The 20253-nt window shown below is 62.0% G+C and carries 19 protein-coding genes; 9 read left to right on the top strand and 10 right to left on the bottom strand.

Annotation, left to right across the window (positions count from 1 at the left end; genetic code table 11):
- The first annotated feature begins 42 nt into the window (after positions 1 to 42).
- The 5 genes from AC1RJY_RS03730 to AC1RJY_RS03710 are packed head-to-tail and all read left to right on the top strand — an operon-like array spanning position 43 to position 4487.
- Positions 43 to 831 (top strand): SDR family oxidoreductase, encoded by a 789-nt coding sequence (locus AC1RJY_RS03730; protein WP_498601412.1) that lies wholly within the window; start codon positions 43 to 45, stop codon positions 829 to 831.
- A 33-nt stretch (positions 832 to 864) separates the two neighbouring features.
- The gene (locus AC1RJY_RS03725) at positions 865 to 2532 is read left to right on the top strand and encodes a thiamine pyrophosphate-binding protein (protein ID WP_210063921.1); all 1668 of its coding nucleotides are present in this window, start codon (positions 865 to 867) and stop codon (positions 2530 to 2532) included.
- Between the two features lie 16 nt (positions 2533 to 2548).
- Positions 2549 to 3175, top strand: a complete 627-nt coding sequence (locus tag AC1RJY_RS03720) for an alpha/beta fold hydrolase (RefSeq protein WP_498601410.1) — start codon at positions 2549 to 2551, stop codon at positions 3173 to 3175.
- The gene (locus tag AC1RJY_RS03715) at positions 3168 to 3386 is read left to right on the top strand and encodes a recombinase-like helix-turn-helix domain-containing protein (protein WP_011774623.1); all 219 of its coding nucleotides are present in this window, start codon (positions 3168 to 3170) and stop codon (positions 3384 to 3386) included. Before AC1RJY_RS03720 ends, AC1RJY_RS03715 begins: the two co-directional genes overlap by 8 nt.
- Before the next feature lie 3 nt (positions 3387 to 3389).
- Positions 3390 to 4487: a Rieske 2Fe-2S domain-containing protein gene (locus AC1RJY_RS03710; RefSeq protein WP_498601408.1), complete on the top strand. Its 1098-nt coding sequence runs from the start codon at positions 3390 to 3392 to the stop codon at positions 4485 to 4487.
- Between the two features lie 125 nt (positions 4488 to 4612).
- On the opposite strand, the gene AC1RJY_RS03705 is transcribed toward AC1RJY_RS03710, so the two are convergent.
- On the bottom strand, positions 4613 to 5131 hold the full coding sequence (locus tag AC1RJY_RS03705; RefSeq protein WP_011774625.1) for a cupin domain-containing protein: 519 nt from the start codon (positions 5129 to 5131) through the stop codon (positions 4613 to 4615).
- Positions 5132 to 5328: 197 nt separating this feature from the next.
- Here AC1RJY_RS03705 and AC1RJY_RS03700 point away from each other — a divergent pair, with 197 nt between their 5' ends.
- Both AC1RJY_RS03700 and AC1RJY_RS03695 read left to right on the top strand, forming a co-directional pair.
- Positions 5329 to 5886, top strand: a complete 558-nt coding sequence (locus tag AC1RJY_RS03700; RefSeq protein ID WP_498601407.1) for a MarR family winged helix-turn-helix transcriptional regulator — start codon at positions 5329 to 5331, stop codon at positions 5884 to 5886.
- A gap of 49 nt (positions 5887 to 5935) precedes the next feature.
- Positions 5936 to 6733: an aspartate dehydrogenase domain-containing protein gene (locus tag AC1RJY_RS03695; protein ID WP_014921736.1), complete on the top strand. Its 798-nt coding sequence runs from the start codon at positions 5936 to 5938 to the stop codon at positions 6731 to 6733.
- A 97-nt stretch (positions 6734 to 6830) separates the two neighbouring features.
- On the opposite strand, the gene AC1RJY_RS03690 is transcribed toward AC1RJY_RS03695, so the two are convergent.
- The gene (locus AC1RJY_RS03690) at positions 6831 to 8150 is read right to left on the bottom strand and encodes an aspartate aminotransferase family protein (protein WP_498601406.1); all 1320 of its coding nucleotides are present in this window, start codon (positions 8148 to 8150) and stop codon (positions 6831 to 6833) included.
- A gap of 125 nt (positions 8151 to 8275) precedes the next feature.
- On the opposite strand from AC1RJY_RS03690, the gene AC1RJY_RS03685 reads away from it, so the two are divergent.
- On the top strand, positions 8276 to 9805 hold the full coding sequence (locus tag AC1RJY_RS03685) for a PucR family transcriptional regulator (RefSeq protein WP_498601404.1): 1530 nt from the start codon (positions 8276 to 8278) through the stop codon (positions 9803 to 9805).
- A gap of 91 nt (positions 9806 to 9896) precedes the next feature.
- Here AC1RJY_RS03685 and AC1RJY_RS03680 read toward each other — a convergent pair whose 3' ends face one another.
- The 5 genes from AC1RJY_RS03680 to AC1RJY_RS03660 form a co-directional block, all read right to left on the bottom strand.
- Positions 9897 to 11402: a CoA-acylating methylmalonate-semialdehyde dehydrogenase gene (locus tag AC1RJY_RS03680; RefSeq protein WP_043470180.1), complete on the bottom strand. Its 1506-nt coding sequence runs from the start codon at positions 11400 to 11402 to the stop codon at positions 9897 to 9899.
- Positions 11403 to 11647: 245 nt separating this feature from the next.
- On the bottom strand, positions 11648 to 13057 hold the full coding sequence (gene mtr / locus AC1RJY_RS03675) for a mycothione reductase (protein WP_498601402.1): 1410 nt from the start codon (positions 13055 to 13057) through the stop codon (positions 11648 to 11650).
- Positions 13058 to 13346: 289 nt separating this feature from the next.
- A complete protein-coding gene (locus AC1RJY_RS03670; protein WP_043470182.1) occupies positions 13347 to 14114 on the bottom strand; it encodes an SCO1664 family protein in 768 nt (255 codons plus the stop codon).
- Positions 14114 to 14668, bottom strand: coding sequence for a DUF3090 domain-containing protein (locus tag AC1RJY_RS03665; RefSeq protein ID WP_011774634.1), 555 nt, complete (start codon positions 14666 to 14668; stop codon positions 14114 to 14116). The genes AC1RJY_RS03670 and AC1RJY_RS03665 overlap by 1 nt, the downstream gene beginning before the upstream one ends.
- Before the next feature lie 24 nt (positions 14669 to 14692).
- Entirely contained in the window at positions 14693 to 15385 is a 693-nt protein-coding gene (locus AC1RJY_RS03660; RefSeq protein WP_498601400.1) for a histidine phosphatase family protein, read from the bottom strand.
- Positions 15386 to 15444: 59 nt separating this feature from the next.
- Here AC1RJY_RS03660 and AC1RJY_RS03655 point away from each other — a divergent pair, with 59 nt between their 5' ends.
- Positions 15445 to 16467, top strand: coding sequence for an AAA family ATPase (locus AC1RJY_RS03655; protein ID WP_498601682.1), 1023 nt, complete (start codon positions 15445 to 15447; stop codon positions 16465 to 16467).
- Positions 16468 to 16581: 114 nt separating this feature from the next.
- Here the strand turns inward: AC1RJY_RS03655 and AC1RJY_RS03650 are convergent, their stop codons facing one another.
- The 3 genes from AC1RJY_RS03650 to AC1RJY_RS03640 all read right to left on the bottom strand — a co-directional run bounded on the left by AC1RJY_RS03650 (position 16582) and on the right by AC1RJY_RS03640 (position 20195).
- Positions 16582 to 17541 (bottom strand): 2-hydroxyacid dehydrogenase, encoded by a 960-nt coding sequence (locus tag AC1RJY_RS03650; RefSeq protein WP_498601398.1) that lies wholly within the window; start codon positions 17539 to 17541, stop codon positions 16582 to 16584.
- Positions 17538 to 18737 carry a pyridoxal phosphate-dependent aminotransferase gene (locus AC1RJY_RS03645; protein ID WP_498601396.1) on the bottom strand — a complete coding sequence of 400 codons (1200 nt, stop codon included), beginning with the start codon at positions 18735 to 18737 and terminating at the stop codon, positions 17538 to 17540. The genes AC1RJY_RS03650 and AC1RJY_RS03645 overlap by 4 nt, the downstream gene beginning before the upstream one ends.
- Positions 18738 to 19178: 441 nt before the next feature.
- A complete protein-coding gene (locus tag AC1RJY_RS03640) occupies positions 19179 to 20195 on the bottom strand; it encodes a DUF808 domain-containing protein (RefSeq protein WP_210063911.1) in 1017 nt (338 codons plus the stop codon).
- Positions 20196 to 20253: the final 58 nt, after the last annotated feature.

The following is a 20253-nucleotide window of genomic DNA, read 5'->3' as shown; positions in this document are numbered from 1 at the left end:
CCGCCCTGCAGCGGACAAAAACACTAACAAGGAGTCCCACACATGGACCTGCAATTGAAGGACCGCACGGTGGTTGTCACCGGGGCGAGCTCCGGCGTCGGCCTTGCCACTGCGCGATATTTGCTGAGCGAAGGTGCCCGGGTTGCCGCCTGTGCACGTGACGCCGGCCGATTGTCCGCCGCGTTCGACGAATTCTCCTGGGCGGATAAGGACTCGATTTACCTTGCTTCGTGCGACGTCACGGATCAAGACGCCACCAACAGCTTCATCGCCTGCACATTGAATCGGTTTGGCGCCGTTGATGGCCTGGTCTGCAACGCCGGCCGTTCCTTGATGGCCACACTCCAGGACACCACGGACCAGCAGTTGCGTGATGAGTTCAGCCTGAAGATCTTCGGGGTTTTGAACATGGTACGTTCCGCCAGATCTGCCCTGAATGCCTCACCACACGGCTCGGTGGTCAACGTCAACGCGATCCTCTCCCGTCAGCCGGAGTTACGCCTGGCTGCCACCTCTGCTGCACGCGCCGCACTGTTGAACCTCACTCATTCCCTTGCCGAAGACCTGGCAACAGAGGGAACACGGGTGAACTCAGTGCTACTCGGTTTGGTGGACACCGGCCAGTGGCGGCGGCGCTTCGAGGAAGCCGACTCCGAGCTCGACTACAAGGCCTGGAGTGCCGGGATCGCTGCCAACCGCGGCATCCGGCTGGGCCGTTTCGGCACTGCTGAGGAGGTGGCCTTCCATATTGTTTCGCTGCTCTCGCCCCTCAGCGGCTACACCACAGGAGCAACCATCGACGTCGGCGGTGGCGTTGGGCGCTATGTCTAGCCAGCGGAACTTCATCACGAAAGAGATCCAGATATGTCAGTGACACAAGCAACGGTCCCGAGGGGGCCAACAGGCGGTGACGTCCTGGTCCGTGTAATGCGTCGGCACGGCATCGATACGGCCTTCGGGGTGATCAGCATCCACAATCTTCCCCTCGTCGAGGCAGTGGACAGGGAGCTGAACTTTGTTGCCGTCCGCCACGAGGCCGCCGCAGTCAACGCGGCTGACGCCTATGCCCGGGCCTCCGGCAAGATCGGGATTGCCCTGACCAGCACTGGTACGGGAGCCGGCAACGCCGCCGGTTCAATGGTGGAGGCGCTCACCGCGGGAAGCCGCGTGCTGCACATTACCGGCCAGATCGACAGCGAATTCATGGGTAGCAACCGTGGAGTGATCCATGAGGTTCCACGCCAGTTGCAGATGCTCCATGCGGTCTCCGGTTATGCCCGCACCATTTTTAATGGCAAGGACGCGGAGGCGGACCTGGAGGAGGCAATCGCACACCTGCTCTCTTCGCCTCACACACCGGCCAGCATCGAATGGCCAACAGATTTGCAGTACTTGGCCCACCCGGATGATCAGCGCCCGATCGACGCGCAGGTGAAGCCTTTACCAGATGACGACGCCGGTTCGGTCGCCGAAGCGGTCCGGCTCCTGGCAGGTGCCAAACGCCCGCTCATCTGGGCTGGCGGAGGAGCGGCAGGGGCAGACAAGGAACTTACGGCTCTGCTGCACATTTTGGGCGCAGGACTCCTGACCAGCAACTCGGGACGGGGTGTGGTTCCGGAAGATGACCATCTTGTCATCGGCAACTTTGCTACCACCGCCGCCGCTGTCGGGCTGATCGAAGAGTCTGATGTCTTGTTGAGTGTCGGCACGCACTTCCGTTCCAACGAGACGCAGCATTATTCGCTCAAACTGCCCGCCACTCACATCCAGCTGGACCTAGATCCTGAAGCAGTGGGCAGGGTGTATCCGGCCACTGTGGGCCTGGTGGGCGACTCCCGGGCAATTCTGCAGGCGATCATCAGCCAGTTGGGTAGCCATTCTGTGGACGCAGCGTGGGCACAGCGGGTGCTCGATGTACGCCTCGAGGTACGGGCCACCTTGACTGAGTACATCGGTGGTTATGCGGAAATCTGCCACAGCCTCAGGGACCGCCTTGACCGGGAATCCGTGGTAGCACGTGATGTGACCATCCCCTCCAGCCAGTGGGGTAACCGCCTTCTTGAGATGTACTCCCGCGAAACAAACATCTTTCCGGTGGGAGGCGGCATCGGCCAAGGTTTGGCCATGGGCATTGGGGCGGCCTGCGCCCGCCCGGGCGTTCCCACGGTGGTTATTGCCGGCGACGGCGGCCTCGCCGTTCATCTTGGTGAACTTGCCTCCCTTGCCGGCTCAGGGGTCTGGTGCGTGGTGCTCGTGTTCAATGACGGCGGCTATGGGGTTCTGCGCAACATGCAGAAAGCCAACGGCTTCGCGGAGGCAGGAGTCAACCTGCATACACCGGACTTTGCTTTGCTCGCCCAGTCACTGAACCTGCCGTTCTGGCGGGTGCGCGGCCCAGGTTCCTTTGATGGGGCCTTAGTGGAAGCACTCGCGGTGCGGGGGCCTGCGGTGATCGAGATCGATGTCACCGCTCTGGATCCCGTACCGGGTGCATTTGTTCCGCCGGTGCATATTCCAACCCCACATCAGTAGAGGAGCAGGAGAGCACATGAAATCAAGTACGGAAGTAGATCCGCGCCCTGTCCATGAGCCAGGCGAGGTGGTGCCGCAGCACGACGTCGTGTGTTTGCACGGCGGCGGGGGAGCAGCCGAATGGTTCGCCCAACAGCTTGACGCGTTGGGGGCCCGTGCCTGGGAACCGGGGATCGGCATGACGTTGGACGTCACCGGTCCGCCCAGCCATATGGATGAGTGGGTTGAAGCGGCCTCGTCGGCCCTCTACGAGTCAACGGCCGGTCCAGCTCATATCCTTGCCAGCGGAACAGCCGCGTACGGGGCCATCATGCTCGCTGCAGTGCATCCAGAGCAGATCAAGAGTGTCATCCTGGGCGACCCCCTGGTGGACACGTCGGTTGAGGGATTCGTGGCCACGCTCCGGCGGGTGCGGGCGCCGTCGTTGGTCATTGCCGCCGCCCCTGACCTGGACGCCGATATCTCCATACCGCAAAGCATCGCCGGGGGAATCAGGAACGGGGTTTTTGTCATCATCGACAACACCGCCGTTCCAGCACACCAGAGCCGATCTCACTCATTCAACGAGTGGAGCAGGTCCTTCATGAACATCGCTGAAGGTCTGCACACCGTCACCGAAACCCAGGAGGAACGCAGTGCCTGAGCAATATCTTGAAGCCAACCAGTCCCGGGTGGGTCCGCCCAATCCTTACGAGCTGAAGCTCGCCGGAGCCCTGTCCGAGATTTTCGCCAGTGGTAGCCACGAACTGCCTGCCATCGTCTCGGGCCTGAACAATTTGGGCTTGAACGCCCCTGACGGTGAACCGTGGGATGAAACCCGATTCCGTTCCGAAATGCGACGACTGGGAGAGTAGGACATGACAACTGCAACTGTAACGGCAAGCCCCGCCGGAGTCAGAGCCGGCAGGGCCAAGACCAAAACTGTCGTCGGCACCCGGCGCCAACTCGATGCCGCAGAACTGGCAGCGACAGGACTGAGGGATCGCTGGTATCCCATGTACCCGTCCCGGTTCGTAGGTCCCGGCGACATGGTCAAAGTCCGACGCCTAGGCGTAGATTGGCTCCTGTTCCGCGATGCCAAGGGGCAAATCCGAATGTTGGAGGACCGCTGTCCCCACCGCAGCGCCCCCTTGTCCGTGGGCCAACACCTGGGGGACCGGGTGGCATGCAAATACCACGGCGTTCAGGTGGACGGCCGCGGCACCGTGGTTTCGGTTCCGGGCATGCCGGGTTGCGCGCTTGAGGGTAAGACAGTCACAGCATCGCTGGCCGTGGAGGAAGGCGCTGACATGATCTTTGCCTTCATGCCATTGACCGAGGACTCCGTGGTGACGGCGTTCAAACTGCCCGATCGCCTGGACAACCCCGAGGTCTCATGGTTCTCAAACTACGCTGAATGGAACAGTCCGTGGCGTTTCTACATGGACAACGTCCTGGACCCGATGCACGGTGCGTTCCTCCACCGTGACTCGCATTCCATGTTTGGTGGTGATACCAGTGCCCGTTTCCGTATCCGCGAGACCGATCGGGGATTCTTCTTCGAGAAAACGGACCAGCGCGGCAAGAACTTTGACTGGGTGGAGTACTGCCGTGAAGCCATGGATTACGTGGATCTGGAGATCCCGTATGCTGATTCGGCAGGTCCCGGGGGTTCGTTTGGCATTGTAGGAATGTCCACTCCTATTGATGCCCATACCTCCGCCGTTTTCCACTGGCGTACCCGGACCGTTTCGGACTGGGAACGGGACGTTTGGCGATTCATGTACAAGACAACCCTTGAAGAAAAGCACTGGGCGGTTTTGGAACAGGACCGGGAACTGTTGGAGGCGCTGGCTGCAGATGCGGACAAGGATGAGCACTTGTATCAGCACGATCTTGGAGTAGCCAGGATCCGTCGGGTCCATGATGCCGATGCCCAGAACCAGGCAGCGATTCTTTCAGAGGGAGTCGTTTAGCCCAAAGAACCTGCAGCTCGTAGTTCTTCGAGCTGCAGGTTCTTTTTTGTCGTGTGTCCCAACCAATTCAGCAAAACAAAACCCGGGTACCGGCCACATCGGCCGGTACCCGGGTTCTCGAAGATCTAGCGGGTCACGCCGTACATCTCCGAGGTGGGAGGGTAGAACGGGATCTCCGGCTTCTTGGCGCCGATGATCACGCAGATAATCGCGTCAACATCGCTGACCGTACGCAAACTCCGTGGAACCCCGGCCGGGACCCGGATCAGATCGCGGTAGCCCAGCACGCGGCTTGCTTTCTTGTTGCCGTCTTCCACGTCGTGCACGCTGAACTCCACCTCTCCTTCGAGGACAAAGAACACCTCTTCGACGTCCGGGTGCGTGTGCTCAGGACCTACGCATCCGGCGGGCAGCACCATGTTGGAAAAGGTGAAGTGCTCCGCTTGAAGGATGTTGTTGTCGTCTGAGTGGTCTCCGGTAGCTCCGGAACCGATGTAGCGGACCTGTCCGCGTCGGAATTTTTCACCCATTTTGGTCTGGAATTTCAGGGTATTGAAGTCAACAACCCGGCTCTCACGGGAGGCGATGGCCGAATCAATCAGCTCCTCAAGTTCCGGTAACTTGCTTTCGATAACGTCGCTCATGATGGACCTCTCTCGGATTGGTTATTGCCAGAGTTCGCAAGAGCCGAGGTGGTTCAATCTCTCTCGACTCTAACTATCTCAAGACTAAGATATACTGGGGCGTGCTGCAAGACCCCGGTGGAAAGTGCTCCTAATTGCTGCCTTCGTTGGGAAGCTCAGTGTTAAGATGCTTAGACCGAATGAAGGAGAGAGTGCGCATGACCACTGAATCGCAGAACACTGACACGGATGCCGTGGACGCCATTATTGAGGACTGGCACCGCGAACGCCCGGACCTTGATCCCAGAACCATCGGCGTCTTTGGCCGCTTGCAGAGCTTGGTGGCACGGCAGCGAGCTGTGCAGGATGTGAACTATGAGGAGTACGGGCTCACGTTGGCATCCTTTGATGTTCTGGCGAACTTGCGTCGTTCCGGCCCTCCGCACCGGAAGACTGCTGGTGAACTAGCCAGTTCGTCCATGCTGACCACGGGCGGCATCACCTTTCGTCTGGACCGTATGGAGGAACAAGACCTCATTGAGCGGGTTCGGTCGAAAGAGGATCGTCGGGTGGTCTACGCCCAGATGACGGACCATGGCAAAGAACTCATTGACGAGGTCATTTCAAAGCATCTGGAAACGCAGCGCAATATGCTCGCCGGCCTGACCTCCAAGGAGATCGACCAACTGGCGGTGCTACTGAAGAAAACAGAAGCCTCCATCGTCGCCTATGACCCGAAGGCTTCCTCCGCGGACGAACTTACCCTGAACGTCTAGGCGATCACGGCGCGGGTTCGTCCATCCACTCCATCAAGCAAGGAATCGAATGAAGCCAGGACCCCGCAGGATCGGAATCATCGGACACGGAGCCATTGGGGCTCGTGTTGCTGCCGACATTGCAGCTGGAAAAGTCAAGGGGGCCACCCTTGAGGGAATCATTTGCCGCAGCGCCATAGACAACGCGCCGGCACCCCAGTTCGAGATGGAGCATGCGCTGGAGCGCTGCGACGTCTTGGTTGAATGTGCCGGGCAGGAGGTGTTGATTGAGCATGGCGAGGCTGTGCTTTCTGCGGGCGTAGACCTGCTCGCTACATCAATCGGGGCGCTTGCGGACCCACACCTCTCACAGCGATTGTTGGCCGCAGGTCCTGGCAGACTTTTCTTGACCCCGGGCTCCATAGGTGGCCTGGACCTGTTGGCGTCGGGGGCCCGCGCGACTGGCTATGACGCCGTCATGATTACGACGACGAAGCTCCCGGGTTCCCTGATTCAGCCATGGATGGACGAGGCTGAGGCCGATCGAATTCGGAATACCCCCGGTCCCATCGAAATCTTCCATGGTCCCGCTGCCCGAGCCACACAATTGTTCCCCAAGTCGCTCAACGTGGCAGCCGCCGTCGCCCTGGCGGTAGACGACTGGGATGCTGTGGCTGTGTCCGTGAGAGCCGACCCGGCGGCCGAGCTAACGACACACTTGATCGAGGCTTCCGGAAACAGCGGGAATTACCGCTTTGAAATCTGCAATAAAGTATCACCACAAAACCCGCGAACCAGCGGCGTTGTACCGTTCGCTGTGCTCCGGTCATTGGAACTGATCATCGGCGCGCGGGGTGGAATGATCTAGGAACGCCTCGCTCCGGTCACTTCCAAAGACTTGTCGGGGTCTGGCCGTCGGAGTTCCTTGGCAAGCAGTCCTGGAGGTCAAGTTCCGGTTCCGGCTCTTAGCTGACGGCGGTCAGGGCGTCGTCGTAAATCGCCAGCGCTTGGCGTACTTCTTCGGGGGTCACGACGGCGGGAGGCACCACGTGCACGCGGTTGTCGGCGATGAAGGGCAACAGTCCGCGGTTGAGCAGTTCCGTCTTCAGCTTGCCCATGAAGCCGGCGTTGACAGGTTTGCGGGTTGTGCGGTCTTCGACCAGTTCGAGGGCCCAGAACACGCCACGGCCGCGAACTTCGCCGATGAATTCGTGCCTGGCGGCGAGGGCTTTAAGGCCCGGTTCCAGGTGATCGGCGCCGATGCGTGCGGCGTTCTCCACGATGTTCTCCTGCTCGAAGGCTTCGATGGAGGCGACGACGGACGCCGCGGCGAGGGGGTGACCGGAGTAGGTGAGACCGCCGGGGAAGACTCGGTCATCGAAGGTCGCGGAGATTTCCTCCGAGATGATGACGCCGCCCACCGGGACGTAGCCGGAGTTGACGCCTTTGGCGAAGGTGATGAGGTCCGGACGGACGTTGAAGGCATCCAGGGCGAACCAGTCACCGGTGCGGCCGAAGCCGGCCATGACCTCATCGAGGATCAGGACGATGCCGTGCTGATCGCAGAGGGCGCGGACGCCCTCGAGATAGCCGGGCGGCGGGAGCAGGATGCCGGCTGTGCCGGGCACGGTCTCTAGGAGTAGCGCGGCGATGGATTGTGGTCCCTCGAGCTCGACGGTCCGGCGCAGGTGCTGCAGGGCGCGCTCCGCTTCCTGCTCAGGGGTTTCGGCCCAGAACTCGGAGCGGTAGAGGTACGGGCCGAAAACGTGGACGTGGCCGCGGGAGTATTCATTGGGGATGCGGCGCCAGTCACCGGTGGCAACGATCGCGGCGCCGGTATTGCCGTGGTAGGAGCGGTAGCGGGAGATGACCTTGTCCCGGCCAGTGTGCAGACGGGCCATGCGGATGGCGTTCTCATTGGCGTCCGCACCCCCGTTGGTGAAGAACACTTTGTCCATGGTTGATGGGGCGTGGGACAGGATCTTCTGGGCTGCGACGGCGCGGGTGTGATTGGCATGGGAAGGAGCCACCGTCGTGAGGATGTCCAGTTGTTCCTTGATGGCCCCGATGAGCCGGGGGTGCTGGTGGCCGATGTTGGTGTTGACCAGCTGGCTGGAGAAGTCCAGGTATGTCCTGCCCTCGTGATCCCACACGGTGCTGCCCGACCCGCCGGCAATAGCCAGGGGGTTGAGGGTCTTCTGCGCAGACCAGGAGTGGAAGACATGGGCCGTGTCCAGTGCGGCAACGTCGGTGTTGGTGAGCGGGGCGGTCCGGGGGGGAGACATTGATAGGTCCTCTCGAATGGGCTGGTGGGCTTCCCTTCATAGTGTCAATCGGGACACAGGAAGTCTTTCGACATTTGTATAGTTAGGGGACAGTTGAACTACCTTTTTCCAGAGAGGCCCTGAGCGTGCCGCCTACCATTAACGCGATCATTCACAAAAGCTCGCTCAACCTGCGCTGTGTGGTGCCGGATGCGGCTGATCCCGCCCTGGAAGCATCCGTCTCCTGGGTGCACAGCTCTGATTTGGATGACCCCACGCCTTTCCTGGATCCCGGGCAATTGCTGCTGACGGACGGAACTCAGTTTCCCGTCAGCCACTCCACTGATTCCCAGTACAGCGAGTACGTGCAGCGACTCGTCAACCATGGGATCAGCGGGCTGGGTTTCGCCACCCAGGTGATTCATGGCGTCCTGCCGCGGGGCTTGGAGGACGCGTGCAGCCACCATGGGTTGCCCTTGCTGGAGGTCCCTGACCGGACTCCCTTCATTGCGATCATCCGCTTCGTGGCCGACTGGCTCGCGAGGGAACAACACGCCCGCTCCGAGTGGTCCCTCCAGGCACAGCGCGCCATCGCGCGGGCCGCCCTCAGACCTGACGGGCTGCGATCGATTCTGGCCGAACTGGAGCGCCAGCTCCATGGCTGGGTGGCGTTGTTCGACGCTGCCGGGAACCACATCCTGATGCCTAATAATCGTCCGGTTCCGTCGGCGTTGATGCCGGGCGTGACGGAGGCAGTCACCAAGGCGCTGGATCAAGGATCACGCTCGGTATTGCAGTTGATGGTCGACGGCGAACAGGTCACCTTGCAGACTTTGGGGCGCCGCCACTACCTGCGGGGTGTTCTTGTGCTCGGTGCAATTGAACCCTTGGACCCTGCTCGCACGGACATCATCAACAGCGTGATCGCGTTGGCCAGCCTTGCCCTGGAGCAGACCCGCACCTTGGACACGGCCCGCCGACACCTGCGAGCCGGCGTTTTTGAGCAGTTGTTGGCGGGCAGCCTCGACGTTGCAGAACGGACCGCACGTCAGGTCTGGGGAAGGCTGCCGGCAGAGCCCTTGGTGGTGACGGTTGCGCATCAGCCAGGACAAGGGCAGAACCTTCTGGAAGCCCTTGAACTGTTGTCGGACGATCACCGCGGGGCGGTCTTCTATGCACAACGGGACCAGAACGTGGTTGTCCTGGCGGGATCGGCCCTGCAGGACAAGGTCGCCGGCCTGCTGGAAAAGTACGGGGCTACTGCCGGGGCCTCCGGTAAGACGACTTTCGCAAGTCTGGCCCAGGGCTTGAGAGAGGGGGAGCGATCCCTTCAACGGGCGCTTGAGTTGTCGCGCCCTTTGGTGGTCTTTGACCAGATTTCGGAAGGCGGCATGCTGGGATTGCTGCGTCGGGATGAGGCCGGTTCCGTGGCGCAACGACTCATCGACCCCCTTGCCAAGCACGATGAAACAGAACAGACACAGTTGCTTCCAACCGTGATTGCTTGGTTGGAAAACAACTGCGTCTGGGACAAGACGGCGCACCAACTGGGCGTCCATAGGCACACGCTCCGGAACAGGATCGACGCTGCGGGCACCGTCCTGGGACTCAACCTCGACAGCCTGCGCGACCGGCTGGAACTGTTCGCCGCCGTCGAGTTTCTGGAAAAGCGTTAGCCCCAAACGGGCGGAAGGTGAGAGAGCGTCTGGCAGGACAGACGCTCTCTCACATCCCGGCCCTAAAACACTGACGCTCTCTCACATCCCGTTAGTTCTGGGGGAAACCCAGGTTGATGCCGCCGTGGCTGGGGTCGAGCCAGCGTGAGGTGATGGCCTTTTCACGGGTAAAGAACTGGAAGCCTTGCAGGCCGTAGGCCTTGGAGCTGCCGAAGATGGAGTCCTTGAAACCGCCGAAAGAGTAGTAGGCCACCGGCACAGGAATCGGCACGTTGATGCCCACCATGCCCACCTCGACCTCGGTCTGGAAGCGGCGGGCGGCGCCGCCGTCGTTGGTGAAAATCGCAGTGCCGTTGCCGAAAGCGCCGGAGTTGATCAGGTGCAGGCCCTCTTCGTAGCTCTTGACGCGGACCACCGCCAGAACGGGACCGAAGATCTCCTCGGTGTAGACGCGGGAGGTGACGGGGACCTCGTCGATCAAGGTCGGGCCGAGCCAGAAGCCGTTCTCGTCGCCATCGACGGTGACGCCGCGGCCGTCCACCACAACCTTGGCGCCGTCCTCGATGGCGACGTCGATGTAGGCGGCCACTTTGTCGCGGTGCTGGCGGGTGACCAGCGGGCCCATGTCGCAGTTGCGGCGTCCGTCGCCGGTCCGCAGCGTAGACATGCGTGCGGTGATCTTCTCGATCAGTGCGTCGGCAACCGGCTCGACAGCGACCACCACGCTGATGGCCATGCAGCGTTCGCCGGCGGATCCGAAGCCGGCGTTGATGGCCGCGTCGGCGGTCAGCTCGAGGTCGGCGTCGGGCAGGACCAGCATGTGGTTCTTTGCGCCGCCCAAGGCCTGGACGCGCTTGCCGTTGCGGGCAGCGGTCTCGTAGATGTACTGGGCGATCGGGGTGGAGCCGACGAAGGAAATCGCCTTCACATCGGGGTGTTCCAGAAGACCATCGACGGCTTCCTTGTCGCCGTGGAGAACGTTGAAGACGCCATCCGGGAGTCCCGCCTCGGTGAACAGGGCAGCGAGCCAGTTGGCCGCCGTCGGGTCCTTTTCGCTCGGCTTCAACACCACGGTGTTGCCGGCGGCGATGGCGATCGGCAGGAACCACAGCGGAACCATGGCCGGGAAGTTGAACGGGCTGATAATGCCCACCACGCCCAGCGGCGACTTGGTGGAGTAAACGTCGACGCCGGAGGAGACATTCTCTGAATGCTCACCCTTGATGAGGTGCGGGAAGCCGGTAGCCAGCTCCACGACTTCCTGGCCGCGGGTGATTTCGCCGAGGGCATCGGAGACCACCTTGCCGTGCTCGGAAGTGATGATCTGGGCGAGTTCGCCCTTGCGCTCGTTGAGGAGTTCCCTAAAGCGGAAGATGATTTGCTGGCGCTTGGTGATGGACAGGTCACGCCAGGCAGGGAACGCCTTGTGGGCCGAGGCGATGGCTGACTCGGTGTCCTCGGTGTTGCCAAGGTTGACCAGCTTGGTCTCCCTGCCGAGGGCGGGGTCGAAGACCGGGGCGGTGCGGTCGCCGGACGACGGTGACTCGGCGCCACCGATCCAGTGCGGAACCACCTGGAGTTCGTTGATTTCAGACAATGCGTTCTCTTTTCTGCCGACGGGATCGATGTATGAAGCATCTGGATCCACAGTAGGCAGCGCTCTCGGGAAAGACGCATATACAAGTGGTTACCTTGTGACCCCTAGATAGACATATGTATATCGCCGTCGCTACTGCGCAGGTTGCCCCTAACGATCACAGGAAGGCATGGGGGCGGAATACGCCCGGGCGTCATAGTCGGTGCGGACGCACACTTTCCGCCACCTTTCCAGGGGTGGTTCGATTATTTGAAGGTGAGTCCCAGCAGGGCGTTTTCGGTCACCTCGGGCAGGGCGGGGTGGATCCAGTATTGCTTGGCGGCGAACTTGCGGACGTCGAGGTCGAAGGCCAGGACGGTGATCATTTGTTGGACCAAGGTTGATGCTTGGGGGCCCATGTAGTGGGCGCCGAGGAGTTTGCCGGTGTCTTGGTCGGCAATGAGTTTGCAGATGCTGGTGGTGTCTTCCATGGCCCAGCCGTAGGCGACGTCCCCGTAGCTCTGGACCTTGGTGGTCACGTTATGCCCGCGTTCGCGGGCTTGGGATTCCGTCATACCGACGGTGGCGATCTGGGGATGGGTGAAAATGGCTGCGGGGACGTGGTCGTGTGGCATTTTCTGCATGTTGTCCGGGTTGAGCAGGTTGTGGCGCACGGCGCGCATCTCGGCGTTGGCGACGTGTTTGAGCATGTACGGCGAGGAGACGTCACCGAGGGCCCAGACACCTGCAGCTGAGGTTGACCGGCCGTACTCGTCCACCTTGATACGTCCGGCGCCTATCGTCTCGATCCCGCCGGAGGGCAGGTCCAATAGGTCCCCGTTAGGGATGCGCCCGGTGGCCACCAGCAGTACCTCCCCGGTGGCGGAGGAACCGTCGTCGAGCGTGACGGTGATGCCCCGGTCTGTCTGCTCAGCGCTGGTGGTGGTCCGTCCGGACCGGATATCGAAACGTTTGGCGGCCAGGTTGTTGTACGGGTCAAGCAGGTCCTCGTCGAGGTGCCGCAGGAGCGTGGAACGGGCGATGATGGTGACGTCCGTGCCAAGGGCGTCGAAGACGTGGGCGAACTCCATGGCGATGTAGCCGCCGCCGATGATGACCAAGGATTTAGGCAGCTGCGGGAGCCGCATGATGTCCTCGTTGGTGTGGTACCGCACGCCCGAGGCGGAGATGACGTCGGGTACGGCAGGCCTGGAGCCTGCGGCGATGACGATCCGGTCACCGGAGATGGTTCTCTGCTGGCTTCCTTGGCCGGTGCGTAAGGTGCGTTCTCCGACGAAGACCGCGTGCTGGTCGTAGACGTCGATGTTCGGAGTCCGTGGGCCGCGACGGTATTCTTCACCGGCGGCGGAGTCGGGGTCGATGCGGTCCTCGAAGATACGGCTGACAATGCCCGGCCAGTCTACGGAGTTGACCTCGGCGTGGAGGCCCAGCCGGCCGGACTCGACGGTCTGCAGGGCGGTATCGGCGGTGTAGACGTACATTTTCGACGGGATGCAGCCAGCGTTCAGGCAGGTGCCACCGAAGGACCCTTCCTCGATGATCGCGATCGACTGGTCTTCGAACTCGGGACCAGGAATGGAGTTCCCGGAGCCGGTGCCGATGATGATCAGGTCGTAGTGCCGATCCACGGTGGTCTTGCCGGCAGTGGTGTGCATGGAAGTGGTCCTCACTCTGGGGTCTTCTCCACCCTACTGAACAGCACCTGAACGAGACGGGAGATATCGGCTAGGTGCGTGTGGCTGACTGCGTCGCGGCTGCCCTCATTCCGCCTCGCGATATGCCTTCAGTCTCTGTGCTGATGCTTACGTGCCTGTCCGGTTCGTAGGCGCTGACCTGGAAGTTGAGATCCGTTCGAGCCGGCCATTTGGCAGCCCCTGTGGAGTGGTAAACCTCAAAAGGGGCTGCTGCGCTCAAGACATTATTGATCTTTGACCAGCCAATCTCTTAGAACAGCGGCCAAGGCACCGCCGACATCTCACCACTCGGAGCCGGGAATCGCCCTGCCAAGCGCAACCGGGCGCAGCGCGTGCCGAGCGATGCGATTTCTTCGGCGCTCAGCAAGTCCGCCAGTTCTCGGCCAAGTCCGTGGTGCAATCCTTCGCTGACACGGTCGATTCCGTCGCATTCCTCGGCGGTCAGGGCGTCTCCGAGCCATCCCCATAGCACCGTGCGCAGCTTGTGGTCAGTGTGGAAGGTGAGCCCATGGTCAACGCCATGCCGGTGTCCGTCGGTCATGGCTAGGATGTGGTTGCCCTTGCGATCAGCGTTGTTAACCACCAGGTCGAACACCGCCATGCGCCTGAGGGCTGGTGAGTCTTCGTGAACGAGGGCCACCCTCTGTCCATTCTCATCGTGTCCCTCGAGGACTTGCTTCCAGCCTGTCTCCGGCAGGTTCTCCGTCGGGACCAGGTCCACGGCGGCTTGGACGGGGTCGTGCTCCCGCCAGAGTTGGACCATTCCGTCGCCCAAGGGCCCGTCGCGCAACCATGTGCGTGGCACGATGTCCCAGCCCAAGACTTGCGAGACCAGATAGGCGGCCACTTCACGGTGGGCGAGAGTGCCGTCGGGAAAATCCCACAGCGGGCTTTCGCCTGCTATCGGCTTGTAGACGACAGGTACGTCGCCGATGCTGCCCAGAAATGTAGCGTTTGAGGCGGTTGTGATGCGGCCGGTCAGCGTTAGCTCGGCAGTCAATAAGTCAGGCGCAGGCATCAGGCCTCGGGAAGGGTGCAGGTGTGTCCGTCGGCATCAATGGGGTAACCGCACAGCGAGCAGGTGGGACGCCCGGCACCCACGATCTCACGGGTGCGCTTGGCGAAAGCCCGTGCGGTGCCCACCGGCATTCGCACCAGCAGCATCATGTCCAGTTCGTCGGCGCCTTCTTCGAGGGGGTCGTCGTTGTCATCAGTATCTACATCGGCGAGGGGATAAGCCTCGAGGACAACCTGGGCCGTAGTTGGGTCCCAACCCAGACTCATGGCGCCGGTGCGGAACTGCTCCTGAGGGGCCTCGATGGGGTCGTTGTCGACGAGTTCAATGGGAGTACTCGTGGGAACGCTGAAGGGATTGCCGTCGACGGTGATGAGCTGATCGAGCATTTCGTCGATCTTCTCCGCGAGCAGAGCCGATTGCTGCTTTTCGAGGGCAACACTCACGATCTGTGCCCCTGCGCGGACCTGCAGGTAGAACGTGCGCTCTCCTGGAAGGCCAATGGTGCCGATGACTACCCGATCAGGCCAGGCAAATTCGTGAACGCGTGTGGGCATGTCATTATCTTAGGCACACGTGGTTCACGCCGTCTTCTGCCCCGCACCGCCTCCCACGGGCGCGTCGCCGGAACGGATACCGTTTGACAGCCACTCGAGGTCACCCGCTTCGGTATTGGTCGCGTAGACGCTCGGCCTACTAGCGCTGTAGTTGACGATTGATGCGGAGGCCGGGCTCACGTTGAGACGCTGGAACAGGTCGAGGTGCATACCGAGCGCGTCGGCAAGGATTGACTTGATGACGTCGCCGTGACTGACGGCTACCCACACGGCGCCTGGCCCGAACTCGGCTTCGAAGGCTGCATCGTGGCGTCGAATCGCTGCCACCGACCGAGCCTGCATCGCGGCCATGGATTCACCGCCAGGAAAGACGACGGCGGACGGTTGCGATTGGACCACAGGCCACAAATCCTCGGTCGCAAGTTCACTGAGCTTGCGCCCCTGCCACTGACCGTAATCGCACTCGTTCAGGTCGGGATCGACCGGCGCGAACGGCGTGCCGGCCTGGCGATCGAGGATAATGCTGGCGGTCTGCCGACACCGCTCGAGAGGGCTCGACACCACAGCGACTACGGGCACAGCCGCGAGCCGTTCTCCGGTAAGAGCAGCTTGGTCGCGCCCGGTTTGGTCCAGACTGACGCCAAGTGCCCGCCCGGCCAGCAGCCCGGTGGCATTGGCTGTGGTGCGGCCGTGCCGCACGAGAATAACTGTCGCCATCCACCCAGCCTAACCACCGTTCGCTCATGGTGCAGGACAACGAGGACTACAGTGGATGTATGGCTGCCAGCCGCAATCCGCTCGATGACCTGCGCGAAACCATCGGTCATCTGGCCAATCAGCTCAAGCTGCCCGGTTCGGAGCGCGTCGACGACCTGGTGGGCGATCTCATCGGTGCCAGGCCCGGCCCTGCCCGGCCGCTGTCCGAGGTGCAGGCCGAACTCGATGCCCTGGTGGGACTGGAGACCGTGAAGGAACAAGTGCGCGCCCTCGTCGCACTTCTTCAGGTCCAGGCCCGCCGTAAGACGCACGGCCTTCCGGAGGTGGCCACATCACAGCATCTGGTGTTCCTCGGAAACCCGGGCACTGGCAAGACGACCGTGGCACGGCTCCTCGCCGAGATGTACCGCGCGGTGGGTCTGCTTCAGAAAGGGCACCTCGTGGAGGTGGACCGTTCCGGCCTGGTGGGGCAGTACGTCGGTGCGACCGCCATCAAGACGGACCGGGTGATCCGGCGGGCGCTGGATGGTGTCCTGTTCATCGATGAGGCCTACGCGTTGGCCCCGGAAGACGGCCGCATGGATTTCGGCCCCGAGGCGATCGAGGTCCTACTCAAGCGGATGGAGGACCACCGCCACCGTCTGGTGGTGATCGTGGCAGGATACCCGCGGCTGATGGAGTCCTTCTTACTATCCAACCCCGGGCTGCGTTCCCGGTTCGCCCGGGAGATCACGTTCCCCGACTACTCCGTCGACGCACTCCAGACGATTTTCCATCAGATGCTGGCCCAACATGAGTACACGCTGGAGCCTGATGCGGACCAGATGCTGCGCCGCATCCTCGCCGGGCTCCATGCAGGCGAGGACTCCGGCAACGCACGGTTCGCCCGTACGCTGTTCGAACAGGCGCTCAACCGCCAGGCGCTGCGGCTCTCGCTCGACGGTGAACAAAGTCTCGACGCACTTGATCGCGAGGCCCTCATGAAGCTCACCGCGGACGACATCGTCGGGGCCGCTCTGGCCTTGGGTGAGGAACCGACGCCGGAACCGGAGCCGTCACGCTGGTGGCGCTGGTTGGCCTGACGGGATCCGTGGCGACACCCAAATTTTTCAAGGGCGTGGTACTAGCCGGCGTCACCGCGGGGGCAGTTCGCTGCCACGGTGACGCCGGTTCGGGTAGAGGTTTCTCCGAACGCGCTAAACGATCGGGGCGGGTGGTTGTTCTCCGCTCAACACTGCAAGTGTGTTGTCGGCTGCGAGCATGGCCATGGCGGTGCGTGTCTCCACCGTGGCCGAGCCGAGGTGCGGAAGAAGCGCAACATTGTCCAGCTCCAGTAGCCCGGGATGGACACGGGGTTCCTGCTCGTAGACGTCGAGCCCGGCTCCGGCGATTGCACCCTCTCGAAGCGCGGATGCCAGTGCGTCTTCGTCAACGATCGGTCCGCGGGCGGTGTTGACGAGGAACGCCGAATTCTTCATGGCCGCGAGTTGCCCGGCCCCGATCAGGTGATGAGTGGCGGGCCCATAGGGGCAGTGCAATGACACGACGTCGGACAAGGTCAGCAGCTCGTCGAGATCGACACGTCGTGCGTCCAGTTCGGCGGCGATCTGAGGGTCGATCTCGCTGCGGGATTGGTAGACGATGTCCATGCCGAAGGCTTTGGCCCTGCGCGCGGTTGCTTGCCCGATGCCGCCCATGCCCACGACGCCGAGAGTCTTGCCCTGCAGGCTGGACCCGAGCAGGAAGAACATGCCCCACTTCCAAGCCTGGCCGGAGCGGATGAGCCGTTCACCCTCGCCGAGTCGTCGGGTTGCCATGAGGATGAGGCCGAACGCGATGTCGGCTGTGGCCTCGGTGAGCACGCCGGGCGTGTTGGTGGCCACGACGCCCCGTTCAGTGCAGGCGGGCACGTCGATGTTGTCATAGCCGACGGCGACGTTCGCCACGACTTTGAGCTGCGGTCCGGCGGCGTCGAGCAGCTCGGCATCGACGCGCTCGGTGAGCAGGGACACGATCGCATCGGCACCGGCTACGCGGCGCAGGAGTTCTTCGCGGGAAATGGTCTCGGGACCATCCCAGGCATCGACGTCGTGTTCGGCGCGGAGCTTTTCAATGGCAGCATCGGGAATGCGTCCCGTGACGACAACCCGGCTCATGCCGTCGCGATCCAGTCGCGCAGGCGGCCAAGGCCGTCGCGGATGTCCGGGACGTCGATGCCTGAGTAGGCGAGCCGGATGTACTGCCGCTCCTCGCCAGGTTGGCGGCGCCCGAAGTGCTCACGAGTGCAGAAGGAGACGCCGGTTTTGTAGAGTGCGTCACTGGCGAAGTCTCCGACTGCCGTGTAGCCCATCTTTTCCATGGCGGCGGTGACATCGGGGAACAGATAAAACGTGGATTGTGGCACAGCGACGTGCATACCGGGGATGGCGTTCACGAGCTCGCATGCAGCATCCCGGCGTTCACGCAGAATGTCGAGCATCTGTTGGACCGGTTCCTGGGTGCCGCGGAGTGCTTCGATTCCGGCCCACTGTACGTAGTGGGTGGTGCAGGATTCGTCGTTGGTGTTGAGGGTGCTGAGTACTTTGGCGATCTCGAGTGGCGCAACGGCGCAGCCGAGGCGTGAGCCGGTCATGGCGAACTTCTTGCTGAAGGTGTAGAGGATGACGGTGCGCTCTGCCATGCCTGGAAGGGACGCGATCGAGCTGGAGACACCCTCGTAGCGGGTCTCGAAATAGGCCTCGTCGGAGAGCACCCAGAGGTCGTGCTCCTGCGCGATTTGGGCGATGGCTTCACGTTCGGCGGCAGTCGACTCGGCTGAGATGGGATTCTGCAGGTCGTTGTAGATGATTGCGGCCGTGTTCGGTGTTATGGACGCGCGCACCTGGTCGAGGTCAATGGAGAAGCCTTGGCTGGTGGGGAGGTAGCGGTAGGGCACCGCGGTGCCTCCGAGGTATTCGATTTGTGACTCGTAGATCGGGAATCCAGGGTTCGGGTAGAGCACTTCCTGTCCGGGGTTCATGACTGCCTGCAGGAACTTGGTGATGACGGGCTTGCCTCCGGTCATGACCACGACGTTGTCGGGGGACAGGCTGATGCCGCGACGTGAGCCTATATCCTCGGCGAGGGCTTCGCGCAGCTGTGGGATGCCGGGCCCGGGGCAGTAGCCTGTGTGGCCGTCAGCGATGGCCTTGCTCATTGCCTCGACGATATGCGGGGCGGTGGGGATGTTGATATCGCCGAGATGGAAGGGGTAAACCAGATTCCCCTTGGCCTTCCATGAGGCCGCAGCTTGGGCGACGCTAAAGGCGGTTTCGGTGCCGAGCCGTTCGAGTCGTTGCGCGAGATGCTGCATGCTATTTACTCCTCGTTGAGTCTGATACATCAGTAGACATCTAATACGTAACTAATATATCAAAGGCTCATGTGAGCTGGCCAACATAGCTCGCCGAAACGTCGGGCCCTGCTTCTACCGAGGCTTGGACGACGAAAGTCGGCTGATTCCCCGTAGTGCCGCAGTCGCCAGTGGACGTCCAGCCAACAGGGCGCTTGACTTCCATGAACGAACAACCCTGATGACGCTTGTACTGAATAGCCCTCGGCTACGCCAGTACTGCGCCAGTGCCCATGTTGACCGGATGGTGTGCACTGCGAGGACGACCGTAAAGAGTGAGATGACCAGGCCCGCCGCTGAGGCGGCTACGATCATCACCCCTGTCATGTGCACCAAAAAGACGGCAGAGATCACAACAGTGTGTGTGTCCAGAAGTTCCATATTCGTTTCTTGAGATGTGGCTTAGCGGGTTGGCTTGGATTTTGCTGGCCGGTGGCCCGCGATTGCGGCGCGGACATCGCCCTCTTCGTGGCCCTCATGCTTCTTCCCAAACGGCAGCACCTTGAGCAGCGGGTGCAGGATGACCATGATGACCAGACCCCAGACGGCTCCGAGAATCGCTGAGCACAACGTGTTCACCAGCCACGCAAGGAAGCCGCCCGCCACCGGGATCCCGGCGAAGGGCGTCTCGAGTACATGAACCAGGTCATAAGGGGCGTGCCAGCCGAGATCGTACGCTCCCTGCAACATGATGTGACCGCCAACCCACAGCATGGCGATGGTCCCGATAAGCGTGATCGCCGCCAGTACGGCTGGCATCCCCTTCACGAGCAGCCGGCCAAAGCGCTGGGAGCCCGAGGAGGCCTTGGTGGTCAGGTGCAAGCCGATATCGTCCATCTTGACGATGAGTCCGACGGCGCCATACACGACAACCGTGATGATGAACGCTACGACCACCAGAATGAGTGCCCGGACCCATAGGGACTCATCCGCTACCTCGTTCATGGCGATGACCATGATCTCGCAGGACAGGATGAAGTCAGTGGTGATGGCACCCTTGGTGACCTTGGCTTCCGCTTCAGGACCGCGTTGGACCGCCGGCGCCTTCTCGGTGGCGGAATGGCCGCGGAGCTTGTGCCAGACCTTTTCGGCGCCCTCATAGCAGAGGTAGGTGCCGCCCAGCATGAGGATGAATGGAATTACTCCCGGGATGAAGGCGCTGACAAGCAGCAGCGCCGGGAGGATGATCAGTAGCTTGTTTCGCAGAGAGCCCCAGAAGATCCGCTTGATCATAGGCAGTTCCCGTGACGGGTCCGCCCCGGACACGTACTGCGGAGTGACAGCGGCGTCGTCGATGACCACACCGGCGGCTTTGGCCCCGGCCTTGGCAGCTCCCGCGGCAATGTCGTCCACGGAGGCAGCCGCTATGCGGGCCAGGGCTGCGACGTCGTCCAGCAGCGCAACGAGACCGCCGCTCACAGAGCCACCCCGTCCTGCTCAAGGGCGGGCGGCTGTAGGTGAACTCGTGGATCGAGGC

The sequence above is a fragment of the Arthrobacter sp. GW822-FHT05G07 genome, assembly GCF_058799755.1.
The sequence above is the reverse complement of the archived record's forward strand: the minus strand, read 5'-3'. Positions and strand labels throughout refer to the sequence as shown.